The sequence below is a fragment of the Nitrospirota bacterium genome (assembly GCA_004296885.1).
GTDB lineage: Bacteria > Nitrospirota > Nitrospiria > Nitrospirales > Nitrospiraceae > SYGV01.
In genome coordinates, this window is sequence record SCVN01000023.1 from 535,142 (window position 1) to 556,820 (window position 21,679).

22 protein-coding genes are annotated in these 21,679 nt (G+C 63.6%); 6 read left to right on the top strand and 16 right to left on the bottom strand.

Annotation, left to right across the window (positions count from 1 at the left end; all coding sequences use genetic code 11):
* From EPO61_15640 to EPO61_15655, 4 genes are all read left to right on the top strand, one after another.
* Complete coding sequence (locus EPO61_15640) at positions 1 to 621, top strand: hypothetical protein (protein ID TAJ07386.1); 621 nt, start codon at positions 1 to 3, stop codon at positions 619 to 621.
* A gap of 51 nt (positions 622 to 672) precedes the next feature.
* Complete coding sequence (locus EPO61_15645) at positions 673 to 909, top strand: Lrp/AsnC family transcriptional regulator (GenBank protein TAJ07387.1); 237 nt, start codon at positions 673 to 675, stop codon at positions 907 to 909.
* 185 nt (positions 910 to 1,094) lie between these two features.
* On the top strand, positions 1,095 to 1,886 hold the full coding sequence (locus EPO61_15650) for a dienelactone hydrolase family protein (protein ID TAJ07388.1): 792 nt from the start codon (positions 1,095 to 1,097) through the stop codon (positions 1,884 to 1,886).
* Between the two features lie 159 nt (positions 1,887 to 2,045).
* The gene (locus tag EPO61_15655; GenBank protein TAJ07389.1) at positions 2,046 to 3,104 is read left to right on the top strand and encodes a hypothetical protein; all 1,059 of its coding nucleotides are present in this window, start codon (positions 2,046 to 2,048) and stop codon (positions 3,102 to 3,104) included.
* 83 nt (positions 3,105 to 3,187) lie between these two features.
* Here EPO61_15655 and EPO61_15660 read toward each other — a convergent pair whose 3' ends face one another.
* From EPO61_15660 to EPO61_15675, 4 genes are all read right to left on the bottom strand, one after another.
* A complete protein-coding gene (locus EPO61_15660; GenBank protein TAJ07454.1) occupies positions 3,188 to 3,601 on the bottom strand; it encodes a DUF423 domain-containing protein in 414 nt (137 codons plus the stop codon).
* A 29-nt stretch (positions 3,602 to 3,630) separates the two neighbouring features.
* Positions 3,631 to 7,089, bottom strand: a complete 3,459-nt coding sequence (locus tag EPO61_15665; protein ID TAJ07390.1) for a PAS domain S-box protein — start codon at positions 7,087 to 7,089, stop codon at positions 3,631 to 3,633.
* Positions 7,090 to 7,155: 66 nt separating this feature from the next.
* Complete coding sequence (locus tag EPO61_15670; protein ID TAJ07391.1) at positions 7,156 to 7,929, bottom strand: flagellar motor protein; 774 nt, start codon at positions 7,927 to 7,929, stop codon at positions 7,156 to 7,158.
* 80 nt (positions 7,930 to 8,009) lie between these two features.
* Positions 8,010 to 8,780, bottom strand: coding sequence for a flagellar motor protein (locus tag EPO61_15675; GenBank protein ID TAJ07392.1), 771 nt, complete (start codon positions 8,778 to 8,780; stop codon positions 8,010 to 8,012).
* Positions 8,781 to 8,937: 157 nt separating this feature from the next.
* On the opposite strand from EPO61_15675, the gene EPO61_15680 reads away from it, so the two are divergent.
* Positions 8,938 to 9,189, top strand: a complete 252-nt coding sequence (locus EPO61_15680) for a hypothetical protein (protein ID TAJ07393.1) — start codon at positions 8,938 to 8,940, stop codon at positions 9,187 to 9,189.
* Positions 9,190 to 9,209: 20 nt separating this feature from the next.
* Here the strand turns inward: EPO61_15680 and EPO61_15685 are convergent, their stop codons facing one another.
* The 9 genes from EPO61_15685 to EPO61_15725 all read right to left on the bottom strand — a co-directional run bounded on the left by EPO61_15685 (position 9,210) and on the right by EPO61_15725 (position 17,886).
* Positions 9,210 to 9,737, bottom strand: a complete 528-nt coding sequence (locus tag EPO61_15685) for a chemotaxis protein CheW (GenBank protein TAJ07394.1) — start codon at positions 9,735 to 9,737, stop codon at positions 9,210 to 9,212.
* Positions 9,738 to 9,741: 4 nt separating this feature from the next.
* Positions 9,742 to 11,439, bottom strand: a complete 1,698-nt coding sequence (locus EPO61_15690; GenBank protein ID TAJ07395.1) for a methyl-accepting chemotaxis protein — start codon at positions 11,437 to 11,439, stop codon at positions 9,742 to 9,744.
* Positions 11,440 to 11,530: 91 nt separating this feature from the next.
* Positions 11,531 to 12,592, bottom strand: a complete 1,062-nt coding sequence (locus EPO61_15695; protein TAJ07396.1) for a chemotaxis response regulator protein-glutamate methylesterase — start codon at positions 12,590 to 12,592, stop codon at positions 11,531 to 11,533.
* Positions 12,593 to 12,604: 12 nt separating this feature from the next.
* A complete protein-coding gene (locus tag EPO61_15700) occupies positions 12,605 to 13,555 on the bottom strand; it encodes a chemotaxis signal transduction protein CheV (GenBank protein TAJ07397.1) in 951 nt (316 codons plus the stop codon).
* Between the two features lie 28 nt (positions 13,556 to 13,583).
* Positions 13,584 to 15,452, bottom strand: coding sequence for a chemotaxis protein CheA (locus EPO61_15705; GenBank protein ID TAJ07398.1), 1,869 nt, complete (start codon positions 15,450 to 15,452; stop codon positions 13,584 to 13,586).
* Positions 15,453 to 15,516: 64 nt separating this feature from the next.
* Positions 15,517 to 16,110, bottom strand: coding sequence for a hypothetical protein (locus EPO61_15710; GenBank protein ID TAJ07399.1), 594 nt, complete (start codon positions 16,108 to 16,110; stop codon positions 15,517 to 15,519).
* Between the two features lie 67 nt (positions 16,111 to 16,177).
* Entirely contained in the window at positions 16,178 to 16,540 is a 363-nt protein-coding gene (locus tag EPO61_15715; protein ID TAJ07455.1) for a response regulator, read from the bottom strand.
* 212 nt (positions 16,541 to 16,752) lie between these two features.
* The gene (locus EPO61_15720; protein ID TAJ07400.1) at positions 16,753 to 17,616 is read right to left on the bottom strand and encodes a protein-glutamate O-methyltransferase CheR; all 864 of its coding nucleotides are present in this window, start codon (positions 17,614 to 17,616) and stop codon (positions 16,753 to 16,755) included.
* Positions 17,617 to 17,676: 60 nt separating this feature from the next.
* A complete protein-coding gene (locus EPO61_15725; protein TAJ07401.1) occupies positions 17,677 to 17,886 on the bottom strand; it encodes a DNA-binding protein in 210 nt (69 codons plus the stop codon).
* Between the two features lie 35 nt (positions 17,887 to 17,921).
* On the opposite strand from EPO61_15725, the gene EPO61_15730 reads away from it, so the two are divergent.
* Entirely contained in the window at positions 17,922 to 18,914 is a 993-nt protein-coding gene (locus EPO61_15730; GenBank protein TAJ07402.1) for a MinD/ParA family protein, read from the top strand.
* Between the two features lie 62 nt (positions 18,915 to 18,976).
* Here the strand turns inward: EPO61_15730 and EPO61_15735 are convergent, their stop codons facing one another.
* The 3 genes from EPO61_15735 to EPO61_15745 all read right to left on the bottom strand — a co-directional run bounded on the left by EPO61_15735 (position 18,977) and on the right by EPO61_15745 (position 21,643).
* A complete protein-coding gene (locus EPO61_15735) occupies positions 18,977 to 19,741 on the bottom strand; it encodes a PilZ domain-containing protein (protein ID TAJ07403.1) in 765 nt (254 codons plus the stop codon).
* Positions 19,662 to 21,149, bottom strand: a complete 1,488-nt coding sequence (locus EPO61_15740; protein TAJ07404.1) for a diguanylate cyclase — start codon at positions 21,147 to 21,149, stop codon at positions 19,662 to 19,664. Before EPO61_15740 ends, EPO61_15735 begins: the two co-directional genes overlap by 80 nt.
* 290 nt (positions 21,150 to 21,439) lie before the next feature.
* Positions 21,440 to 21,643 carry a hypothetical protein gene (locus tag EPO61_15745; GenBank protein TAJ07405.1) on the bottom strand — a complete coding sequence of 68 codons (204 nt, stop codon included), beginning with the start codon at positions 21,641 to 21,643 and terminating at the stop codon, positions 21,440 to 21,442.
* Between the last annotated feature and the right edge of the window lie 36 nt (positions 21,644 to 21,679).

Consider the following 21,679-nt stretch of genomic DNA (forward strand, 5'->3'; position numbering starts at 1 on the left):
ATGCGCCGCTCGATCGTCCACGGCTTCGTTGTTCTCTCATTGCTTCTGGGCCTTGCGTTGACGGATCCGCCGGCTTCCTCCGCCCTTGCACAGGAACCGCCGACGACTCCTCGAAGCCAGGGCCGCGCCTCTGCCGCGCAGGTCGGAACGGTCATGGCCCTGCTGGCGACCTTTCAGGACGCCGGCGCCCTTCCCCCGGAATCCAGCTCCGAGGCCAACCGACTCATCAAAGCCCTCATTCAGTTTCAGGCGGCGTTCATGAAAAGCGGAGACTCTAGCGTCTCGGACGTCTTGCTCCAGGCCCTCTCGGCAAAGTTCGGCAGCGATGCACCGGCGGCGGCTCGGGCCTTTCGGACCGACGGGTGGACCTCCGAATCCTTGGAAGCGTTGGTGGACTATGTGACCGGCAGCCCCCCCTGGGAAAAGGGATCGTTTGAACAGGGCCTGCGCGCGTATAATGTGGGGCGGCAGGATTTTGAGTTGCTGGCGCGCGTTTTCGTCGCCGCCCGCCTGGACCTGCAACGCCGGGGACAGGACCTGCATCAGGTCTATCGAGCCAGGAGACTGGAAATGCCTGGCGGGCGAACCGTCCCCAAGAAGAGCACTCCCGCCATCGAATGAACGCAACCGGACAGGCAGCGATCGACCCATCACTAACGGAGGAGGCGGAGCATGGCGACAAAAGCCTACATCCTGATCAAGGTTAAGGCCGGCAAGACCAAGGAGGTCATCAAGCAGCTCAAAAAGATCCCTGGCCTCGAGCAGGCGCACCCCTGCTTCGGCCAGCCGGACATCTTCAGCTTCGTCAATGTCGCCGACGAGAAAGCCCTGTCCGACGTGGTGATCACGAAAATCCACACGATCGAGGGCGTGGAGGAGACCGACACGCATATTGTCGCGGAAACCTAACCGGCAAAGACCACCTGCGCAACCGGCGGCAGTCAACGACAACAAGGGTGTGGGAGAGGCGGGGGTCTCGGGGCTCCCTCCCACGCTCATTGACAAGCCGGCGGGGCCGTCGCTATAGTACGCCCCGCTCGCCGCAACCAAGGCCACCACGCGATTCTTCACCGCCCATCGAACCAAGGAGCACCATGCCCGAACGGCTTCCTCGTTTCACGAAAGACCAAATCGGCACAAGCGCCGTACGCTTCCCGAGCGGCGTTCCGATGCCCTCCATGACCGATGCCGCCGTGGACCCCTACGCCAAGACCAGGGTCTCCAAAGAAGTCTTGGTGGAAGGGTTGCTGTTCGGCCCGCAGGAGAAGGGGCCGTTCCCCGGCATGGTCCTGTTGCACGAAGCCTGGGGGCTCACGGCCCAGATCAAGAACCTCGGCAGCCGGCTGGCCCAGGAAGGCTATGTGGTGCTGATCCCCAACCTCTATTCCCGGCAAGGCGGCATGGTCACGGCCAACGAGGAAATTGCGAACGCCCTGGCCGCCCGCGTCAAAGAGACGGACCTGTTGCAGGACATCTCCTCATGTTGTGAATTTCTCAATACCCGCGACCACGTCATGCGCAACATTCATGGCGTCATCGGATTCGGCCTGGGCGGAGCGCTGGCCATGCGGTTTGCCTGCCAACGCAAGCGCCTCCGCGCCGCCGTAGCCTTCTACGCTACACCGCCAACTCCACCGACGGTCCTGAACGATCTGGTCTGCCCGCTCCTCTACCATCAGGCAGGAGCCGATACCCGGGTGCCGGCCGACTCGGCGGAACAGCTTCGCCAGACGGCCAAGACGACAGGCAAACAGGTAGAGATCCGCACTTACGCCGGGACTCCCCATGCCTTCATGAACGAAGCGAAGCCGGACAGCTATCGGCCGGAAGCAGCGAATGAGGCCTGGGAAGCGACCATTCAATTCCTCAGTCAACACCTAAAATAAACAGTGCAAGCCATCGCAAGACTAAACGTATTCAACCATCGACAAGACTGGATTGCCCGCGCCCTACTGGTGGGCGCCATCATCCTTTCAGCCTGGGTTATCCCCTCCCATCCAGCTCATGCCGACGGCCCGGCTGATCAACCTGACTTCGCCTCCATCGTGAAAGCGCACCAACAAGGCCTGGCCTCCCTCGCTTCCGATGCCCAGGCCCAGACCCTCTTTGCATCCAGCCTGGGGGCGGCCTTGAACCTCAAAGATGGCCCCCCGACCGGCAAGCCTGGAGCCAGAAGCCAGCCGCAATCCGACCGGAGCGACCGCGTTGCAGGACAGGCGGAGGGGTCACCTCAAACAGAATGGGGCAACTTCTCCCTTCGGCTCACCGCCGAGCTGGCCGCCTGGAACCTGGCCGTCGGCCTGAGAGAGGCGGCCGACAAGGGAGACCAGGCACTCCAGACGTTGGTCCGGGCTAACGGCATGCAACACAGTTGGCTCACGGGAACCAACCAGCAACGTGAACGCCTGCGCCGAGCGTTTCTCCTGGCCGAAACCCTGACCGCCTTCGCCCCGACCGGTCAGCCCACTGGCGAGGGAACGGGGAGCCTCGACTATGCGGCAGACCTCGACCGCGCCATGCCCCTCACAGGCGCCGACAATTCGTGGTTGACTCTGGCCGAACGGACCGGGGCGACCGGCCTCAGACAACGCCTGCGCTCCGGCGCGCCGTCGTCGTCCAGCGAACCGGATATGGACCGTCTGGCGCAGACCTACTTCGAGACAAGACTGAAACCGGTATTCGTCGCGCAGGTGATCGCGCTGGCCTTGCGGGCGGAAGCGGAAGCGGAGCGGAACAGCCGAGAGGCCTGGCTCCAATTGCGGACCTGGCGGGATCGTCAGCGGGAAAGCAAAGGGTTGGCGCGCCTGTGCGGGACTTGGCAATGGACCATTCACAACCACCAGAACCACCAGGACCACAAGATGGTGATGGTGTTCGCCCCGCCGCCAGAGACGCAGCAAGCCGCTTCGGCCCAGGGGATGAAGCCGGCCAAGATCGTCGTCCTGGGGGAAGGCGTCTATCTGCGCTGGGAATCAGCGGGAGGATATCAGGAAGACAGCCTGCTCTTCACCAGCGAAGGGCAACGACTGGAGGGCAGCTTCGTCAACTCGGCCGGAGCCTGGGGATCGATCACGGGCAAACGCGTGGCCGCCTGCAAGAATTGACGATTGAGTGATTGAAGATTGATGATTGAAAGAACACGATTCGTCGATTCCTCTTCCGACAACGATTCGCTCATCAACCATCATCAATTCCGTTCAATCATTAATCCTTCTTGATAGCCCCCCCACGCCAAACATCCCCATCCCGCGATGAAACAGACCCCGCCCACCGGCGTGATCGCGCCCAGCCATCGAAGGCCGCTCAAGGCCAGCGCATAGAGACTGCCGGAAAAGAGCAGGATGCCGGCGAGAAACAGCCAGCCCGCGAGACGCAAGCACCTCCATCCAGCCTGCGCCTCCGGCCCCCTTCGCTCGAGCAGCATCCCGGTCAGCAGAAGCGTCAGCGCATGGTACATCTGATAGCGGACTGCGGTTTCGAAGACCGCTTGCATCTCCGTCGGCAGGACCGCCTTGAGGGCATGGGCGCCGAACGCACCGGCCGCGACCCCCAAGGCTCCCAGCGCCGCCCCCAGCAGCAAGAAATTCGACGGTTGCCCCATGTCCATGCGTTCCATCGGCCCTCCTTCCGTCAGCCCTGCACCTGTCGGCCCTCCTCTATAACCACGCGATACAAAACCTGGCTGAATGCGACGAGTGTATAGGGCTTCGCCACCATCCCGCAAAATCCGTAACGACGATAATCGGCCATGACCGGATCGTTGGCATAGCCGCTGGAAACGACGGCCTTGACCTGAGGATCCATCTCCAACAGTTGCTCGAGCGTTTCCAGCCCGCCCATGCCGCCAGGAATTGTCAAATCCATGATGACCGCGTCGAACGGCCGGTCCTGCTCCTTGGCCTCCCGATACATCTGCAGCGCCTGGGCGCCGTCGCTCGCCTCCGCCGCTTCATAGCCGCATTGCGTCAGCATCTCGACGCCCACGGCGCGAATCACCGGCTCGTCGTCCATGATCAGCACCCGCCCCCGCCCTTGCATCACGAGATGTACCCGCTCCTGGGGAGCCGGCGTGCCGGCCGACGAGGCCGGCAGGTAGATCGAGAAGCTCGTGCCCACGCCGAGCTGGGATTCCACCGTCAAATGTCCCTCATGGTTCTTGACGATTGAGAACGAGGTGGATAGGCCCAGACCGCTGCCCACTTTCTTCGTCGTAAAATAGGGGTCAAAGATCTTGGTGAGAAACTGCGGCGCGATGCCCACGCCCTGATCCCGGATCGTGACCTTGACATAGCGTCCGTCCGGAAGCGGCGGTTGCCGGGCCACGGCAAAGCCGGCCAGCACCACATTTTCCCCCCGAATCGTCACGGTGCCTCCGTTGGGCATGGCTTGCTGCGCGTTGAGGACCAGGTTGTGCACCACCTGGCTCATCTGCCCCTCATCGATATCGACAGCCCACAGATCCTGGGGAAACAGGCAATCGCACAGGACGTTGCTCCCGCGCAGCACGAAGTTCGCCCACTCCGGCAACAGCTCGCCGATCGCCGAGACCCGCTTGAGCGGCTGCCCCCCCTTGGAAAAAGTCAGGAGCTGTTGGGTCAGGCCGGTGGCCCGGAGCGTGGCGCTTTCCGCCTCGCTGAGCCGGCGGAACAGTTTGTCCTCCTGGTTCAGCCCCCGCTTGGCCAGGGAAAGATTCCCGAGGACCGCCGTGAGAATGTTGTTGAAGTCGTGGGCGATCCCGCCGGCCAGGACTCCGATCGATTCCAGCTTCTTCACAACTAGCAGCTGCCGTTCGATTTTCGCCTGCTCGGTCACATCCCGAAACACGAGCACCACGCCGATGATCGTCCCGTCGTGCGCCCTGATGGGAGCGCCGCTGTCGGCCACGAGCCGTTCGGCCCCGTCCTTGGCGATGAGGAGCGCGTGGGCGCTCAACGCCACCACGTGGCCCCTCCGCAGAACCTGCTCGGCGGGACTGACACGGGGCTGGCGCGTCATCTCGTCCACGATATGAAAGACCCGGTTCAGCGGCTGTCCCTGCGCGTCCGCCTGGGTCCAGCCGGTCAGCGTCTCGGCGACGGCGTTGAGCAGCTGAACATATCCTTCCGCATCGGTGGCGATCACGCCGTCGCCGATCGAGCGGAGCGTCACGTCCAGCCGCTCCTTTTCGGCCGCCAAGGCACGCTCGGCCTCCTTGCGTTCGATGAATTGGCCGACCTGCCGTCCGACGGCCGTCATCATGGCCAGCAAATTCTCGTCCGGTTGCCTGGGCGCCCGACTGAAGAACTCCAGGACTCCCAGCGTGTCCGTTCCCACCTGCACAGGAAATCCGAACGCGCCGTGCAACCCGGCGTCAGCCGCCGCCTGCTCGCGCGGGAAATTTCTGTCCTGCGCCACATCGGCAATCCAGGCCGCCTCGCCTCCGGCCCAGACTCGGCCCGGCAGACCCACCCCCCCCTCGAAGGTCCGGCGCCGACTCTCCTGCACAAACCCCGGACAGTTCGCCTCGAGGAGCGGGTGTTGCCAGCCATGCTCGAACCGAAGGTGCTGTCCGGCTTCATCTATCGTCCAGAGCAGCCCCACATCCCAGGCCAGGGTCCGGCAGATCGTCTCCAGCAGCTTCGGGGCGGCCTCCGGGAGAGAAGCGGACTCCGAGAGAATGCGGGTGACCGTATGCTCCGCCAGCATCTGCTTTTCCGCCTTCCGCCGCTCCTCGATCCCGCGGAAGACCAGCACCACCCCGATCATCCGCCCTGCCGCATCCCGGATCGGGGCCCCGCTGTCGTCGATGGGACATTCCGTCCCGTCCCGCGCCATCAAGATCGTATGGTTGGCCAGGCCCGCCACCATCCCTTCCCGCAGCACCTTGGTCACGGGGCTCTCCACCGTCTCGCGGCTGTTCTCATTGACGATCTTGAAAATCTCATCCAGGGGCCGGCCTTTCGCGTCCGACTGTTGCCAGCCGGTCAGCGATTGCGCGATCTGGTTCATGAACAGGACCGTCCCATGACGATCAGTGGCGATCACGGCATCCCCGATGCTCCCGAGCGTGATGGACAGCCACTCTTCCCGTTCCTGGGAATAGCCGTACAGGCCGGCCAGGGACCGCGCGGCCCAGAGCGTCAAGCCCAGCATGGGCAGCCACACGAGCAAGCCCAGCCCGCCCAGGCGCAGCAAGTCCATGCGGATCGGCGCCAGCACATCGCCCCGATTCATCCGCACGAGGACGCCCCACTTTACGCCGCCCCCGGCGTCCACGCCGTGCGTTCGCGCATAGCCCGTGATCACCTGGACATGCCGGCGCAGATGTTCTTCTTCGACATAGCCCGAGCGATCCGATTGGCTCAGCCTCGCCGAGGGCAACCCGAGTCGCAGCAGGTTGATCGGCTCCTTGAAGGCCTGTTCGGAATCCACAAAAGCCGCTCCGGATGCGGTGACAAACTGGTACTCCAGACGGCCGGAAAAGCCCGCGCGCATTTGGAACGTCCGCAAGGTCTGCGTGACAGCCTCTTCCAACTCCGCCAGCCCCACGAGGGCCGTGACTGCGCCGAGGAACTCGCCGCCCGGCCCGGCCAGACGTGCCGTAAACGCCAGCGTATCGGGCCCGCCCGCCTCCGTGAACGGCGAGACATCGGCGATGTGGAAGGCGGCGCCGTCCCGCACCGTGCGAAACCATGCGGTCTCCGCCCGGTCCCGGCCGATCGTCGCCGCATCGGTGGCGGCCAGGATACGGCCTTGCGCATCGGTCACCCCCAACCATACATAGTCCGGCGCCTGCACCGCTTTAATGTCCCGGAGAAATCGCGTCATCGCGGCCGAGTCCCGGCTGTGGAGCACCGGGCTGGAGGCGATGATCCGGACGTCCCCCAGACGTTCGCGCAGAACCCGGTCCACCTTGTCCGCGATCTCCGCCGCCGACAGGCTCAATGTTTCGCCGGTCGCCTGCACAAGCCGGCGCTCCACATACCGCAGCCCCAGCGCCGCGATCGCACAGGCCAGCAGAGAGATGAGCACAATGAGGAGCAGGAGGCGTCGGGAAGGCCCAGCCCAGGGGTAAGCCGATCCGGCTGATGTGTCCGTCCGAGGTGTCATGAGTAGGCCGCGGCCTACTAACCATTCGGCGGATGATTTGTCAAGTGCGCGGACCTGCGGAAGGACTCAGGGTAAACCAGGAGACGCGGGCGGCGCGTTCGGGACAGACGATTCCGTAAAGACGGTCAACTCCACGCGCCGGTTTTTGGCGCGGCTCTCCGGCGTCAGGTTGTCGGCGACCGGCTTGAACTCGCCGAAGCCGGTCGCCTCAAACAGTTCGGGCTTGACCTGATACATCTCGGTCAGCACGCGGACCACCATGACCGCGCGAACGGACGACAATTCCCAGTTGGAGGGAAACTGCGCCGTTTGAATGGGCACGTTGTCCGTATGTCCCTCCACCTTCACGTGCGTCGTCTTCACCCCGACCTCGCTGTGGGAGAAGACCTCTGCGAGAGCCTCCAGGAATGGCAGGGCTTCCGGACGAATGTCGGCGCGGCCGCTTTCGAACAGCGTGCTGTCGGCAATCGTCAGAAGAACCCCCTTGTCGGTGGACAACAACCCCGGGATCGGCTTGACGGTAATCGGATGCCCCGGGCCTTGCAACTTGGAGATGGCGAGTTCGAGTTTTTTGACGAAGGAAGTCTTGGGGCCGGCCACCGGAATGAGGGAAGACTTATAGTCGCCGACGTCGATGCGATGGGACGAGACCGGCGGCGAAGTCACCGGGCGCAACGCGGCCTGGATGGACTCGCTGACCGCCCGGTACTTCCCCTCGTTGACCGAGGAGACGGAATACATCACGACGAAAAAGGCGAAGAGGAGCGTGATGAAGTCGGCGTAGGAGACCAGCCACCGCTCGTGGTTCTCATGCTCTTCGTGTTTGTGCTTCTTCGCCATGGCGGAAAGTAAGCGGTCGGCATTCAGCTCTCAGCTCGTTGCTTCGAAATTCATGCTGAAAGCTGAGGGCTGACGGCTGCTCACTTCTTTTTCTCGACGGCACGCTCGCTGTGCGGCAGATAGCCTTCCAGCTTCTCCTGCAGCATGCGGGGATTCTCGCCCTGCGCCAGCCCGACGAGCCCCTCGATCATCATCGTACGCGCCGTGGTCGTGCCCTTGATTTTCAATTTGATCTTGTTGGCGAGCGGCAAAAAGAACAGGTTGGCCGCGCCGACCCCGTAGACGGTCGCCACGAAGGCAACCGCGATGCCGCCGCCCAGCTTCGAGGGGTCGGCCAGGTTTTCCATCACATGGATCAACCCGAGCACGGCGCCGAGAATCCCGACCGTCGGGGCGTAGCCACCGGCTGCCTCCCACACCTTGGCCGCGGTCACCCCCTCCTCCTCCTCATGCTCCACCTCGAGCTCAAGCATGCCCTGCATCACCTTGGCATCGGTCCCGTCCACGATCATCTGCACGCCCTTTCGGAAGAGCGGGTCCTTGATGTCTTTCAGCTTGCCCTCCAGCGCCAGCAGCCCTTGCTTGCGCGAGATATTCGCCAGGTCCACGATCTGGGCGATGTGCTCCTTGGCATGGCTCTTGGGATCGAACAGCGCGAGGGACAGCGAGGTCACGCCCTTGATCACCACGGACAGGGGATTCTGGACGCAGATCGCCCCGATGGTGCCCCCCATCACGATGATGAAGGCGGTCAGCTGCATGATGGAGCCGAGGTGTCCGCCTTCCAGCGCCTGGCCGCCGATGATCGAGCCGAGCGCAAGCGCGATCCCGACGAAGGTCATAATGTCCATGACGCGTCGCTCCTAACAGGCACGATCCGACACAAACCGGCAGCAACGGCGCGAACCAAGCCGGGCTTCACTTTCCCCGCTTGCACGCCTGAAAAATCTCTGATATAGGCTAGGCAAGAAGTGCCTCGTCGGTTCACCCGCAACGTATGGAGGCTCCATGACACCGGCAGACAGCCTGATGCTGGACGCCAAGCAGGCGATTCTCGAGGAACAGCACCGTCGCTTCCAGTCTCTGCAGGAGGAAGGACGGCTGCAGGAAGCCATGCAGCAGTTCCAGGTCACACTGGGCTGCGCATCCGACCTGCTGAACGATTCGCTCGGCGTGCTGGAGCGGTTGCTGGTCGAACGACGCAGCGCCGTCCTCCCGCACGGCCAAGAGCCGCCCCGGCTCCCCGAGCTGGGCGCCTAACTCCGCCCGCGGAACCCCCTTCAGGCCGCTTCCGACACCGCCCCATCGGTGGGCAAGAGGAGCCGTTTCAGGTCCAAGAGCGTCAGCAGCCGGTCCTCAAGCCGGCCGACGCCTTGGATGAACTCGGCGCCGACGGTCGCGCCCAGCGACGGCGCCGGCTCCATGGCGCTCTTGGGAATCCGCAACACCTCCGAGACCGAGTCCACGACCAGACCGACCACCCGCCCGCGCACCATCACCACCACGATGCGCGACTGGGCCGTCCGCGCCGCCTCCGGTACGCCCAGACGCCGGCGCAGATCCAGCACCGGGATGATGCGGCCGCGCAGGTTGATGACCCCTTCCACGAAAGACGGGGATTTGGGGACTCTGGTAATCTCGACCATGCGGATGATCTCCTGAACGCTCAGGATATCCACCGCAAATTCCTCCCCGTCCACGTGGCAGGTGACGAACTGGGAAAACTCCTCCGTGCTTGCTTCGTGTTCGGCGGACGCGGTGTTATAGACATCGCTGGCTCTCGCCGGATCGGTCTTCTGGGTGATCATCCCCTTACCCCCTGCGCTTGTCCGAGCCGGCGATTTTGAACCCGCCGACGATGGTCTGCAGCTCCGTCGCCAGCACGCTGAGATCCTGGCTGGCCTTGGCCGACTCCGTGGCTCCGCCGGCCGACTCCTTGCTGACCTTGGCGACGTTCTCCAGATCGCCGGAGATCTGCTGAGTGGCCACGGACTGCTCTTCCGCCGCGACCGCGATCAGCCGGATCATGTCCGCCGTCTGCGTCACCCGTTCGGCGATGGTGGCCAGGGATTCGCCGGTCTTGTTGACGAGATCGACCCCGCTGTTGACCTTTTGCGTCCCCTCGTCCATCGAGGCCACCGCCCCCTTGGTGTCCTGTTGGATGTGGCGGATCATGTCGCCGATTTCCTTCGTGGCTTTGGTCGTCCGCTCGGCCAGCTTCCGGACCTCGTCGGCGACGACCGCGAACCCGCGGCCCTGTTCGCCGGCCCGGGCCGCTTCAATCGCGGCATTCAACGCCAGCAAGTTGGTCTGGTCCGCGATGTCCTCGATGACCCGCACGATCTCCCCGATCTGATCCGACGATTTGCCGAGCGTCGCGATGATCGTCGCCGACTGGGACACGGCGTCGGAGAGCTGCTGCATCCCCGAAATCGTCTCCTGCACGACGTCCTTGCCGCTCTTGGCCGTTTCCACCGCTTCCTGGGCGATCGAGGCCGCCTTGCCGGAGTTCTGGGCCACCTCGCCGACGGTCGCGTTCATTTCCTCCACCGCGGCTGCGGTCTGGGCCGTCCGCGCCGTCAAGCCGTCGGCCCCCTTGGCCATCTCCTCGGAGGTGGCGGACAGTTGAACGGACGCGGCCGCCACCTTGTCCGTCACATGGGCGACTTTCCCGATCATCCCCTGCAATTTCTCGATGAACAGGTTCATCCAGCCGGCCAGTTCGTTGATCTCATCCTTCCCGGCCACCGGCACCCGCTTGGTCAAATCGCCTTCGCCCTCGGCAATGTCGTGCGTGATCGCCGTCATCTGATGCAGGGGCTTCAGCACAACCACGCGCAAGAGGCCGTACATCGCGGCCAGGATGGCCAGGATCATGCCGATGAGGACCATCGCACTCTTGACAAAGGAATCCTGCGCAAATTGTTTCGCCTTGACCATCGGGAAGGACACCGACAATATGCCCAGCGTATCCCCGATTTTCTTGTCCGTATGGCAGCCGATGCAGGCGGCCACCTGGGCCTTGTCCGGGGTCGCGCGGCGGTAGAAGGGCTCTCCGTTCTGCTCTTCCACCCGCGCATAGGATTCGGCTCCGCCCATAATGGCCCTCATCGCCGCTTCCTCGAAGCCGTCCTTGGGCGCATTGCTCGGATTCAGCGGGGTCGCGCTCACCATGCGTGCCGTCAAGATCCCGTCCTTGCCCAGTATCTCGCCGATTTCCCTCATGGCCGTGGCCGGCAGCGGCACCGCCTTGGGATTGTCCGCATGGTCCTTGACCACGACCATCTCGCTCTTGGGCATAGCCTTGACCTTGGCCACATAGTTCTTGGTAATGTAGGCGCGGGTGGCTTCCATCTGCGCCTGCACGACTTTGCCACGCATCTCCAGCATCCCCAACAGTTGGACTTGGTTTTGCTGGTAGGTCACCCACAGGCCGATGGCCATGACCACGAGCCCGACGCCCGTGATCAACATGAGAAACTTCGGTCCGATTTTCATTTGCTGCAACATGGCACTCCCCCCTCCTTGGTATTGTGCGGCGGCTCCGTGCCCCGCACCTCCTGTGACGCCTGTGACGATTGAGATGCTCCCTCGAGACTCCCTAAATCATGTTCATCACTTCGCCCGCGACGTGAGACAGAGGCACGACCTTGTCCGCATAGCCTCCGTCCACCACCGCCTTGGGCATGCCGTAGACCACGCAAGTCGCCTCGTCCTGGGCCACCGTCCGGCCCTTGGCCCCCTTGATGGCCTTCATCCCCTCCAGCCCGTCGTGGCCCATGCCGGTCAGGATGACGCCGATCCCGCGCCCCGAATAGATCTCGGCCACCGACTGCATCATGATGTCCACGGAAGGCGCGTGGAGATGGTTTTCTCGGTTGGGCGCCAGGGTGATCGACACATCGAGCGCGCTCCGCCGGGCCACCCGCATCTGCAAGCCGCCCGGCGCCATCAAGGCGACCCCGGGGGCGACCACCTGGCCGTCCTCCGCCTCACGCACCTCGATCTGGCAGAGCTGGTTCATCCGCTCCGCGAAGGGCTTGGTAAAGTATTTCGGCATGTGCTGGACGACCAGGATGCCGGCCGGAAAATCTTTCGGGAACAGGGGCAGGACATCCTGGAGCGCCTTCGGTCCCCCGGTCGAACAGCCGATGGCGACGATCTTGTTGCCCCGCATCACGCTGAGGGCCGATTGCGTGAGCGTCGGCAGCGGCAGGGGCTTCGGCCGGCTGCCGTTGGGCCTGGCAATCTTGCCCGCCGAACCGGCCGCCGCGATGATTTTGGCGATCAACTCCTGCTGGATCGCCACGATATTCGTCGAGACCCCGTCCAGTTGCTTGGGCAGATAATCCACCGCGCCCAGTTCCAGGGCTTTCAGAGTTTCCTTCGCCCCCTCCTCGGTCAGGGAGCTGACCATGATGACGGGGAGCGGCCTGATCTCCATGATCTTTTTGAGCGCCTCCAGCCCGTTCATCCCCGGCATCTCGACGTCCAGCGTCACCACGTCCGGGTGCAACGTCCCGACCTGCCGGATGGCTTCCTCCCCGTCCCGGGCCATGCCGACCACGGTCATGCGCGGATCGCTGCTCAGCATGGTGCTGATCGTCTTGCGCATGAAGGTGGAATCGTCCACCACCAGAACTTTGATCGGCGCCTGGCTCATGGTCGTGTCCCCTCAAGCATCGAGATACTTGAGAATTTTTTCCGTCAGAATCTTGGGATCGAACTTGGTCACGTAATCCGTCGCCCCGACGCTTTTCCCCTTCTCTTCGTTGCAGACCCCGGTCAGCGAGGAATGCAGGATGATCGGGATGCCGGCGAAGCGGTGATCGGAGCGGACCTGCTTGGTCAGCGCGAACCCGTCCATCTCGGGCATTTCAATATCGCTCAGAATCAGATGGACCTCGTCCCGGACCGACTTCCCCTCGGCCTGCGCCTTGTCCGCCAGGGCGGCCAATTGCGTCCAGGCCTCGCGGCCGGTCGTGGCTTGGTGAAACGACATGCCGAGCCGCTCCAACGTCTTGCGGATCTGTGTGCGGGCGACCAGGGAATCGTCCGCGAACATCACGTGCCTGGCTTTCAGGTCGGTTTTTGCCGCAACCCCGGCGAAGACCTCTTCGTCCGGCCGCGGACAGATGTCGCTCAGCACCTTCTCCACGTCCAAAATGAGAACCATCCGCCCGTCCTCCAGCGTCGTCACGGCGGTGACCGCTCCGCCGCCGCCCACATGGCGCATCAACGGCGGCGGCGGCTTGACCTGGTCCCAGGACACCCGGATGATTCGATCCACCCCGGCCACGTGCAACCCCTGCAGCGTCTGGTTGTACTCGGCGACGATGAGATTGCCCGAGTCGGCCGAGAGACCAGGCCCTTCGCCCAGGTCGATCTTCAGCGCCGACACGAGGTTCACCACGGGAACCGTCTTGCCCCGGAGATTGGCCATCCCTTCGATGCGCTCATCCGTCTCCGGCACTTTCGTCAAGGGGGGCAACTTCATGACTTCCCGCACTTTGAAGACGTTGATCCCGAAGACTTCCTCGCCTCCCAGGAAAAAGAGGAGCAGTTCCATCCGGTTGGCCCCGGCCAGCCTGGTCCGGGCATCTACTTCCTTGATGAGTGTCGACATAGCCGCTCTCCTCGAGCCTCCAAACGTTTCAACAACTGCGCACGTTTTGCACGAGCTCGCCGATGTCCAGGATCAGGACCACCTTGCCTTCCCCCGTGATCGTCGCGCCGGCAATGCCCTTGATGGCGGCCAGATAGTCCCACATGGACTTGATGACCACTTCTTCCTGGGAACGGAGCCGGTCCACGACGACGCCGATCTGCCGGTCGCCGACCCCCACCACCACCACGTAGAACTTGTCCAAATTCGGATCGCCGGGCATCTGAAATTCCTCCGCCATGCGGAAGAGGGGCAGCACCCGTTCGCGCAGATTCAGCACCTCGCGGCCATTGATCGTTTTGACGTCATCCTTGGTGATCTTGACCGCCTCGAGCACCGACCCGAGCGGAATCGCAAAAATCGCCCGATCCACCTCCACCAGCAGGGCTTGGATGATGGCGATCGTCAACGGCAGCTTGATCGTCACCAGGCTTCCCTTGCCCGCTTCGGAGGCCAACTCCACCGTCCCGTTGATCTTGCGGATATTGGTCCGGACGACATCCATCCCGACGCCGCGCCCGGAGATATCCGACACCTGATCGGCCGTGCTGAAGCCCGGCAGAAAAATCAGATTCAACACCTCGCGCGGCTCCATGGTGGCGAGTTCGGCTTCGCCGACCAGGCCTTTGGCCAAGGCTTTGGCCTTGATCTTTTCTACCTGCATGCCGCGACCGTCGTCCTCGATGCGGATGACGATGCTGTTCCCTTCCTGGCTGGCCGCAATCCGCACCACCCCTTCGCCGGACTTGCCGGCCGCCATGCGATCGGCCGGCGGCTCGATCCCGTGATCGATGGCGTTGCGCACCAGATGGACCAGCGGATCACCGATTTCGTCGGCCACCGACTTGTCCAACTCGGTTTCTTCCCCGTGCAGTTCCAGCCGGACCTGCTTGCCGATCTTCTGCGACAAGTCCCGCACCATACGCGGGAACTTGGCCAAGGCCTTGCGGATCGGCAACATGCGGGTCTTCATGACGGCCAGCTGCAGGTCGGTCGTCACCAGATTCAGCTGGGCGAGGGTCTCGGAGAGTTCCCGGACTTTCGGATCGTTCTCGTGGATCTCCTCCAACTCGCCGCCGATTTTCATCATGCGGTTGCGGCCCAGCACCAGTTCGCCGACCAGGTTCATGACCTGATCCAGCCGCTTCGTCTCGACCCGGATCGTCTGGTCTTCCTCGGGCCGCTTGGCCGGCTTCTCCTGCTGCTGCTTCTGTAACGCCGCGTCCAGCGTTTGTTCGTTGACCGCCTCCATCTTGACGAGGATCTCGCCGAGGGGGACCTTGGTCTCCTGCTTGTCCAGCGCCTCGATCACCTGCTCCTTGGACACCGCCCCCTGTTCGATCAGGATCTCGCCGAGCCGGGAGGGCGTCGGCGGCTTCGACAGAGCGCCGGGCTCCACCGACGGAGCGGACGGGGCGTTGGGCTTGGCTTCGGCCTTCGCCGGAGACGCGTTCAGGACCGGATCGGCGTCGAGGCTCAGCACCAGGTCCAGCTTGTTCGACATCGCATCGGTTTCCACATGCTGGTCGGTTCCGGACTCCCGGATGTCCGCCATGAGCAGCTTCACGACGTCGATGGTCTCGAGAATGACGTTGATCACGCCCGGCGTGACCGTCATGTCGCCCTGACGCAGCTTGTTCAGGATGCTTTCCGCCCGGTGGGTCACGTCCACCAGCCGGGTGAAGCCCAGGAACCCGGCGGACCCCTTCATGCTGTGCATGGCCCGGAAGATCTCGTTCAGGAGATCCTTGTTGCCGGGGTCGGTTTCCAAGGTGATGAACCGCTGATCGAGCAGTTCGAGCATCTCCTGGGTCTCCGCAAGAAAGTCGTTGCGGATCTCTATCATTTCGTCTTCCATGGTCTCCCCCCGGTCACAGCCTTCAGCGATCAGCTTTCAGCGAGGACGACTCCTCGGATTGCATTCAATTGAATCCGCACTCGCCGAGAATGTCGTCCACCAGATCCTGCTTGAGCGCGGTCGTCCGGGACGCTTCCAGCTCTTTGAGCATCTGTCCGGCCCGGTTATCCTCGGCGCGCCGCTCCCCCTCCTGCTTGCAACCGAACACCACGATCATCTCCAGCAGCCGTCGTTGCACATCGTCGAGAATGACCAGAATTTTCTTGACCCGCTGGCCGACGAGATCCTGAAAAGACAGGGCCGTCATGATGTCAAGCAGCCGCTTATCGTCGGCCACCAACAGCCGTTTGATCGAAGCGATCCGGTCCGCAATGCCGGCGTCCAACTTGGCCTGCAGGGCCAGCCCGGCGAGTTGATCCAGCAACTTGGTCGCTTCCGCCCGCCCATCCTGCATCTCCTCGGTCAACTCCATCACCTGATGGGTTCCTTCCTCGGTCAACTTCGTCAGGTCCGAGAGCTGCGCGGACACTTGCGGCAGGTTTCCGAAGGACGGCACCGCCGCCGCCTCCATGTCCGACACCGTCCGGACGGTGGCATTGATGAACCGGCTGACCTCCACCACCTTGCGGTACAAATCCTGACTCTCTTCATTCACGATGGCCTCCTGCTCACGGAAACGATCGACGCCGAGCGTCGGCCGACGGCTGCACGCCGAGTATGATTGCCTATTTGAAGATCTTCGCCATCTTGTCTTGCAGCGCCTCGGCCGTAAACGGCTTGACGATGTAGTTGCTGACGCCGGCCTGCACCGCCTCGATGATGTTCTCTTTCTGCGCTTCCGCGGTCACCATCAGGACCGGAATCTGCTTGAGCGCCTCGTCGGCGCGGATCGCCCGGAGCATGTCGATCCCCGTCATGACCGGCATGTTCCAGTCGGACACGACGAAACCGTAGGGCTCCCCCTTGAGCTTCTCGAGGGCTTCCTTCCCGTTCTCGGCTTCCTCGACATTGGTGAACCCGAGCTGCTTCAAGACGTTTTTGACGATGCGACGCATCGTGGACATATCGTCCACCACCATGATTTTCATATTGGGATCAGCCGGCATGGACTCCCCTCCTCCTTACACCCATTCAAATGCGCCGATGATTCGCGCCACGGTGACATTCCTGTTGAGTCGGCCGGCCGGGCAGCCCGGCTCCGTCGCCGATCCGTTCTGCCGCTCTTGTCGGCAGTTCCGCGCAAGAACATGAGTAGAACCCACCTGCCCACCCTCGAAACCGCCGCCCGGCAGCCCTTCCGTCAGGCTTTCTGGTACAGCACCGTCCGATGCGCGTGCATCGTTTTGAAGGCGCTCGAAACCGCGTGCATGGACTCCGAGAACCCGATAACCAGATAGCCGTTCGGCCGCAAGCAGTCATACAGGCTGGCCACGATCTTTTGCTTGGCCTTGTCGTCGAAGTAAATCAGGCAGTTCCGGCAGAAGATCACATCCATCCCCCGCAGCATCTTCAGGCGCGCCTGGTCGTAGAGATTGACGTTCATGAATTTGACGAGTTGCTTGGCCTTGGGGGACAGCACGTACTGACTGCCCTCGAGAGCAAAGTATTTCTTGAGGAGATCCGGCGGAATGTTGCGCACCGAGTGGGCACTGTAGGCGCCTCGGCGGGCATGGCTCAGAACGGTCTCGCTGATGTCGCTGCCCAGAATTTCGATCGACCAGTTGGCCAACGCCGGCCGCTCCAGCAGCATCATGGCCAACGTGTAGGGCTCGTCCCCCGTGGAGCAGGCGGCGCTCCAGATCCGGAGCTTCGACGCCTCTCGGTTCGCCTCCATAATGGCCGGCACGATCGTGTCGTTGAACGCGTGCAATTGGGGCACGTCCCGATAGAAAAAGGTTTCGTTCGTCGTGATCAAGTCGAACAGGGCCGTCAGCTCGCTGTCCCGCCAGGCGTCGAATTTCAAGAGATTGTAGTAGTCTTCGTAGGATCGGCAGTGTCGCTCGCGCAGCCGAGACTGCAACCGTCCCTCCAGGATGTATTTCTTGTTGTCCTGAAAATACATCCCGCTCCGTTCGTAGATCAGATCCCGGAGCTGCTTGAAGGTGTCGGGGCTCAACTGCATGGTGCTATTTCCTTCACGAGACGGACAGACCCCGGGCCCCATCCGCCGGCCGGCCCAAGTCCAGCCGTGGGTCTACGTCCGAGGCCTTCCGCCACGGCCCAGTTAACCGATCAAGAGCTGGTTCGAGCGGCTGTGGACCCACTGCTGGATATCCCTGCGCTGAAACCGCCAGTGCTTCCCGATTTTGGAAGCCGGCAGTTCGCCCAGCCTGGCCAATTTGTAGACCGTGGACTTGGGAACCCGCAGAAACCGGGCGACGTCAAGCACGGTCAAAATCTCGTGCTCGGCCCCCGAGCGTGTGTCCTGGCTCATGTCGGTTGCTGTCAATAGTGCGTCATTCATATCGAATGGAGTTATCGGACAGCCGGCGGGGAAACTTGAGCCACGCCGGCGACCGATCCGGAGACACTCTCCTGCGGACAATTTTCCCCGGGTGTAGTACACTCCCGGCCATGGCGATCATCGTGTCGGTGGCGTCCGGCAAGGGCGGCGTGGGCAAGAGCGTCGTCGCGTCGAACCTGGCCCTGCTCTTGGCGCGACACGGCAAGCAGGTCGTGCTGGCCGATCTGGACGTCGGCGGCGCCAACCTCCACGTCCTCTTCGGCCTGTTCCACCCGTCCCGCACCCTGACCGATTTTCTCGCCAAGCGGGTGGAGACGCTCGACGCCGTGGCCCAACCTCTCGACGCCCATCCCGGCCTCCGCCTGCTGCCCGGAACCGGAGAGACGCTGGCCACCGCCAACATGCCCTTCGCAAAGAAAAAGCGCCTGATTCGTCATCTGAAGGACCTGCCCGCCGACATCGTCGTCGTGGACGTGGGCGCGGGCACCAGCTATCATGCGCTGGATTTTTTCCTGATGGGCGACGCCCACCTCGCCGTGGCCACGGCCGACCCCACGTCGGTGCTGGACCTCTACCGCTTCATCAAGCTGGCCGCCATCCGGCGGGTGCTGTCGGCGTTCCTCGCACGGGATGAAATCGCCGAGGTCCTGTCCGACCGCGACTTCGCCAGCGTCGAGGAAGTGCTGGAGGCCGCGGGCAAGACCGGCGACGCGGGCCGGGCCCAAGCCGCGGACATGCTGCAAGGGTTCCGTCCCTACTTGATTCTGAATCGGATGTCCGGACGCTCGCGGATCAACACCCTGCAGCTCAAGAACCTGCTGCAATCCTACGTCGGCGGGGACTTGGCTATGCTCGGCGAGATTCCCGAAGACGAAGCGGTGGAACGGTCCGTACGCCGCTATCTCCCGGTCGTGGACCATGCGCCCCTATCTCCTGCCGCCGAGTCCTTCAACCGCCTCGCGGAGGCGCTCCTGTTGGAGCTCCGCGGACGGGCCTAGACAGCCATGCCGCTGGACCGCGTGATGCGTGAGCCCACGTTTCACGCACGACGCATCCGCCGCTAGCTCTCGTCGCCTCGTGCATATGCCGCACCCATGTGGCGCGCACGCAGCCGCTCTGCCTGCAGGTGCAGGATGTGCCGGATGAGCCGCTCCCGTCCCTCCGAGTTGATCGAGGCGAACCGCGCCGCCGTCGAAAACCGGTCGGAGCCTCCGCGGGACGCCGCATCGGAGTGGCTGCGCCGAACCGGAATCACCCGCACCACTTCAGCCACCGTCGCGATGGGCACGAAGGGCGGCAGGATGATCCGCAGTTCCAGTTGCGCGCCACCCTCGAACCGGCGCGGCGCCTCGAAGCAGATCCCGCCGCCGCTGATATTCACCTCGGTCAGGCAGGGAATGGCCAGCCCCTGCGGGCTCATGCGGGCCACGGTTTTCAGGATCAGCTCCAGCGCCCAATCCACTTTCATCAGCCAGGGGGCAAGCCGCGCTTCGATCACGGTGGCCTGATCCGCCTCCTGCGCGGCGGCCCGGGCCAGCAGGTCGGTGGTCGGGCGCGCAATGAACGCCGTAATGGCCTCGTCCACCTGCGGCAGGGAGCGGCGTTCGCCTGATTCCGGCGCCTCGCCGAACGGCCAGTACTCAAGGAGCAACCGGTCGTCGATACGCAGCAACTCCCGCCGATCATCCTCGACCGGCTGGGTCTCGCGCAGCCGTGGCGTGTCAGCTGAGGATACGCGCGCCATCTCAGCACCTGGCCCCGGCGTTTCCGACGCCGACCTTTTCCCGCTTGTACACTGGGCCCTCCATCGTCTGCGCCGCCCCATTCCGGACGGACTGGTTCGTTTCGACGCGGTTCCGTCCGCGCGTCTTCGCCTGGTAGAGCGCCTCGTCGGCCGCCGCCACGAGATCGTCCACCGTGGCGATCTGCGGATTGGGCGTCTGGGCGATCCCCATACTGACCGTCAGGCCGAAGCGCGCGCCGTCGGCGAGAAACGTCTGCTGCGCCAGCAGCTCGCGGATGCGATTGGCCAGCACCTGGGCCTGAGCCACGTCGGTCCGCGGCAGAATGATCGCAAACTCCTCGCCCCCGTACCGCGTGGCAATGTCCACCGTCCGAATGGCCTGCCCGATCAACCCGGCCACATCCTGAAGAAGCCGATCTCCGACCGGATGCCCGAACCGGTCGTTCACGGATTTGAAATGATCCACGTCCAGCATGATCAGGCACAGCGGAGTCTGGTATCGTTCGGCTTCGCGGAATTCACGGGCCAGAATGTTCGTGAAGGCCCGCCGGTTGAGCAGGTTCGTCAGCCCGTCCGTCAACGCCTGGCTTTGGACCTGCAGATGCGCCTCCGCATTCCGCAGGGCCAACGCCAGCGAGGTTGTGACGGCCTTGATGAGTTCCACATGGTACGGCTCGAAGGGTTCGCGTGATCCCCGTTGGAGCCGCAGGAACCCGACCGGCTCCTGGGCCACCCTGAGCGGCACTTCCAAGACCGCGCCCCCGACGGCAGACTCGCCTGCGACCGTCCCCTCCGGGGTCCGCGTGACCGATCCGGATCCGCCGGCGAGCAAGACACCCTGCACTCGCTGAATGGTCGCCGAGTCGGTCGCCGGGGCGGCATGGACCCATGCGCGCGGGGGCGCACACCAACCGACGCCCAGCAGGTCAAGATCGAGCATAGGGGTCAGCCGATGGCCGACCATCTGCACGATTTCCTCGGCATCCAGGGTGCCGGCAAAACTCTGGCTGAGATCGTTGACCAGCACGAGACTCTGGTTCCAGTGCCGCAACCCGTCCCGTTCCCGGGCCAGCTCTTCGTTGGCTTGCTGCAACTTGTCGGACAGTTCCCGGACCTGCAGAAAGGACCGACGGACCTCCAGCCCCTGGCGCAACGCCTCTTCCAACCGGCCGTCCGGCACGGGAGTGGCCAGATAATCGAAGGCGCCGGTCCGCAGCAAGGCCGCCGTGCGCTCGGCTCCGTGATCCCGCCCCGCCACAATCAGGCAGGCATCGGAATGGGAATCTCGGAGATCCTGCAAGAGCGCGAGCGCCCCCATTCCCGATCCGGGGAGATGGCAGATCACCGCTTCCACGTCGCAGGCGCTCCCCTCCGGCCCGCTCCACACGTCGTAGCCGGCGGCCTGCACCCGAGCCTGAAACGCCCTCCGGACCGACGCGGTGGGGCTCATCACCATCACTCGGGCTCGCTGGGAATCAAGTATGCTCACGGGCAACCTCCGTCTCGATGGCGGCGCCCCATTCGGGACCGCCGTGACGATGCGGACCGACTACGGCAACTTCTTCCTGTGCCGGAAAAGTAAAGCAAGGAGTGGGCCAGCGGCCGCAGAACCATTTGGAGGTGAGACGAAAGACGACAACCAGTCGCGGAACGTCTAAACTGGGTCGTTGAAAGAGGGATTAGACAGGAGCGGCCCGTCCGTAGGCAGTATTTGCCGGGTGAAAGACGGATCATCCGGCGTCAGCGACCGGCCGGTTCGGTCGGTCCGCTGACAGTCGGTCATCGTCGGGCTGACGTCGCGCCCTGGCTCTGACCGACCTTGCCGAGGCCTTGCTGCAGGTTGCGGGCTTCAGACGAAATGGAGACCCGGTCGTCCTGTTCGGAGGCAGCCCCCTCGGATGAGGACGGACCGGAGTGGTCCAGGTTCAGCACCCGCTGATAGGTCCGGACCAGATTATGAATCTCGCTGCCTTGAATACTCACGTTGGGCTTCCTTGAACGTCGGCATGAACGGACCGG

Excerpts from the sequence above, each read along its gene's own strand:
- EPO61_15640 (TAJ07386.1), top strand. The coding sequence starts at position 1 with ATGCGCCGCTCGATCGTCCACGGCTTCGTTGTTCTCTCATTGCTTCTG.
- EPO61_15645 (TAJ07387.1), top strand. The coding sequence starts at position 673 with ATGGCGACAAAAGCCTACATCCTGATCAAGGTTAAGGCCGGCAAGACC.
- EPO61_15650 (TAJ07388.1), top strand. The coding sequence starts at position 1,095 with ATGCCCGAACGGCTTCCTCGTTTCACGAAAGACCAAATCGGCACAAGC.
- EPO61_15660 (TAJ07454.1), bottom strand. The coding sequence starts at position 3,601 with ATGGGGCAACCGTCGAATTTCTTGCTGCTGGGGGCGGCGCTGGGAGCC.
- EPO61_15665 (TAJ07390.1), bottom strand. The coding sequence starts at position 7,089 with ATGACACCTCGGACGGACACATCAGCCGGATCGGCTTACCCCTGGGCT.
- EPO61_15670 (TAJ07391.1), bottom strand. The coding sequence starts at position 7,929 with ATGGCGAAGAAGCACAAACACGAAGAGCATGAGAACCACGAGCGGTGG.
- EPO61_15675 (TAJ07392.1), bottom strand. The coding sequence starts at position 8,780 with ATGGACATTATGACCTTCGTCGGGATCGCGCTTGCGCTCGGCTCGATC.
- EPO61_15680 (TAJ07393.1), top strand. The coding sequence starts at position 8,938 with ATGACACCGGCAGACAGCCTGATGCTGGACGCCAAGCAGGCGATTCTC.
- EPO61_15685 (TAJ07394.1), bottom strand. The coding sequence starts at position 9,737 with ATGATCACCCAGAAGACCGATCCGGCGAGAGCCAGCGATGTCTATAAC.
- EPO61_15690 (TAJ07395.1), bottom strand. The coding sequence starts at position 11,439 with ATGTTGCAGCAAATGAAAATCGGACCGAAGTTTCTCATGTTGATCACG.
- EPO61_15695 (TAJ07396.1), bottom strand. The coding sequence starts at position 12,592 with ATGAGCCAGGCGCCGATCAAAGTTCTGGTGGTGGACGATTCCACCTTC.
- EPO61_15700 (TAJ07397.1), bottom strand. The coding sequence starts at position 13,555 with ATGTCGACACTCATCAAGGAAGTAGATGCCCGGACCAGGCTGGCCGGG.
- EPO61_15705 (TAJ07398.1), bottom strand. The coding sequence starts at position 15,452 with ATGGAAGACGAAATGATAGAGATCCGCAACGACTTTCTTGCGGAGACC.
- EPO61_15715 (TAJ07455.1), bottom strand. The coding sequence starts at position 16,540 with ATGAAAATCATGGTGGTGGACGATATGTCCACGATGCGTCGCATCGTC.
- EPO61_15720 (TAJ07400.1), bottom strand. The coding sequence starts at position 17,616 with ATGGGGCCCGGGGTCTGTCCGTCTCGTGAAGGAAATAGCACCATGCAG.
- EPO61_15725 (TAJ07401.1), bottom strand. The coding sequence starts at position 17,886 with ATGAGCCAGGACACACGCTCGGGGGCCGAGCACGAGATTTTGACCGTG.
- EPO61_15730 (TAJ07402.1), top strand. The coding sequence starts at position 17,922 with ATGGAGTTATCGGACAGCCGGCGGGGAAACTTGAGCCACGCCGGCGAC.
- EPO61_15735 (TAJ07403.1), bottom strand. The coding sequence starts at position 19,741 with ATGGGGCGGCGCAGACGATGGAGGGCCCAGTGTACAAGCGGGAAAAGG.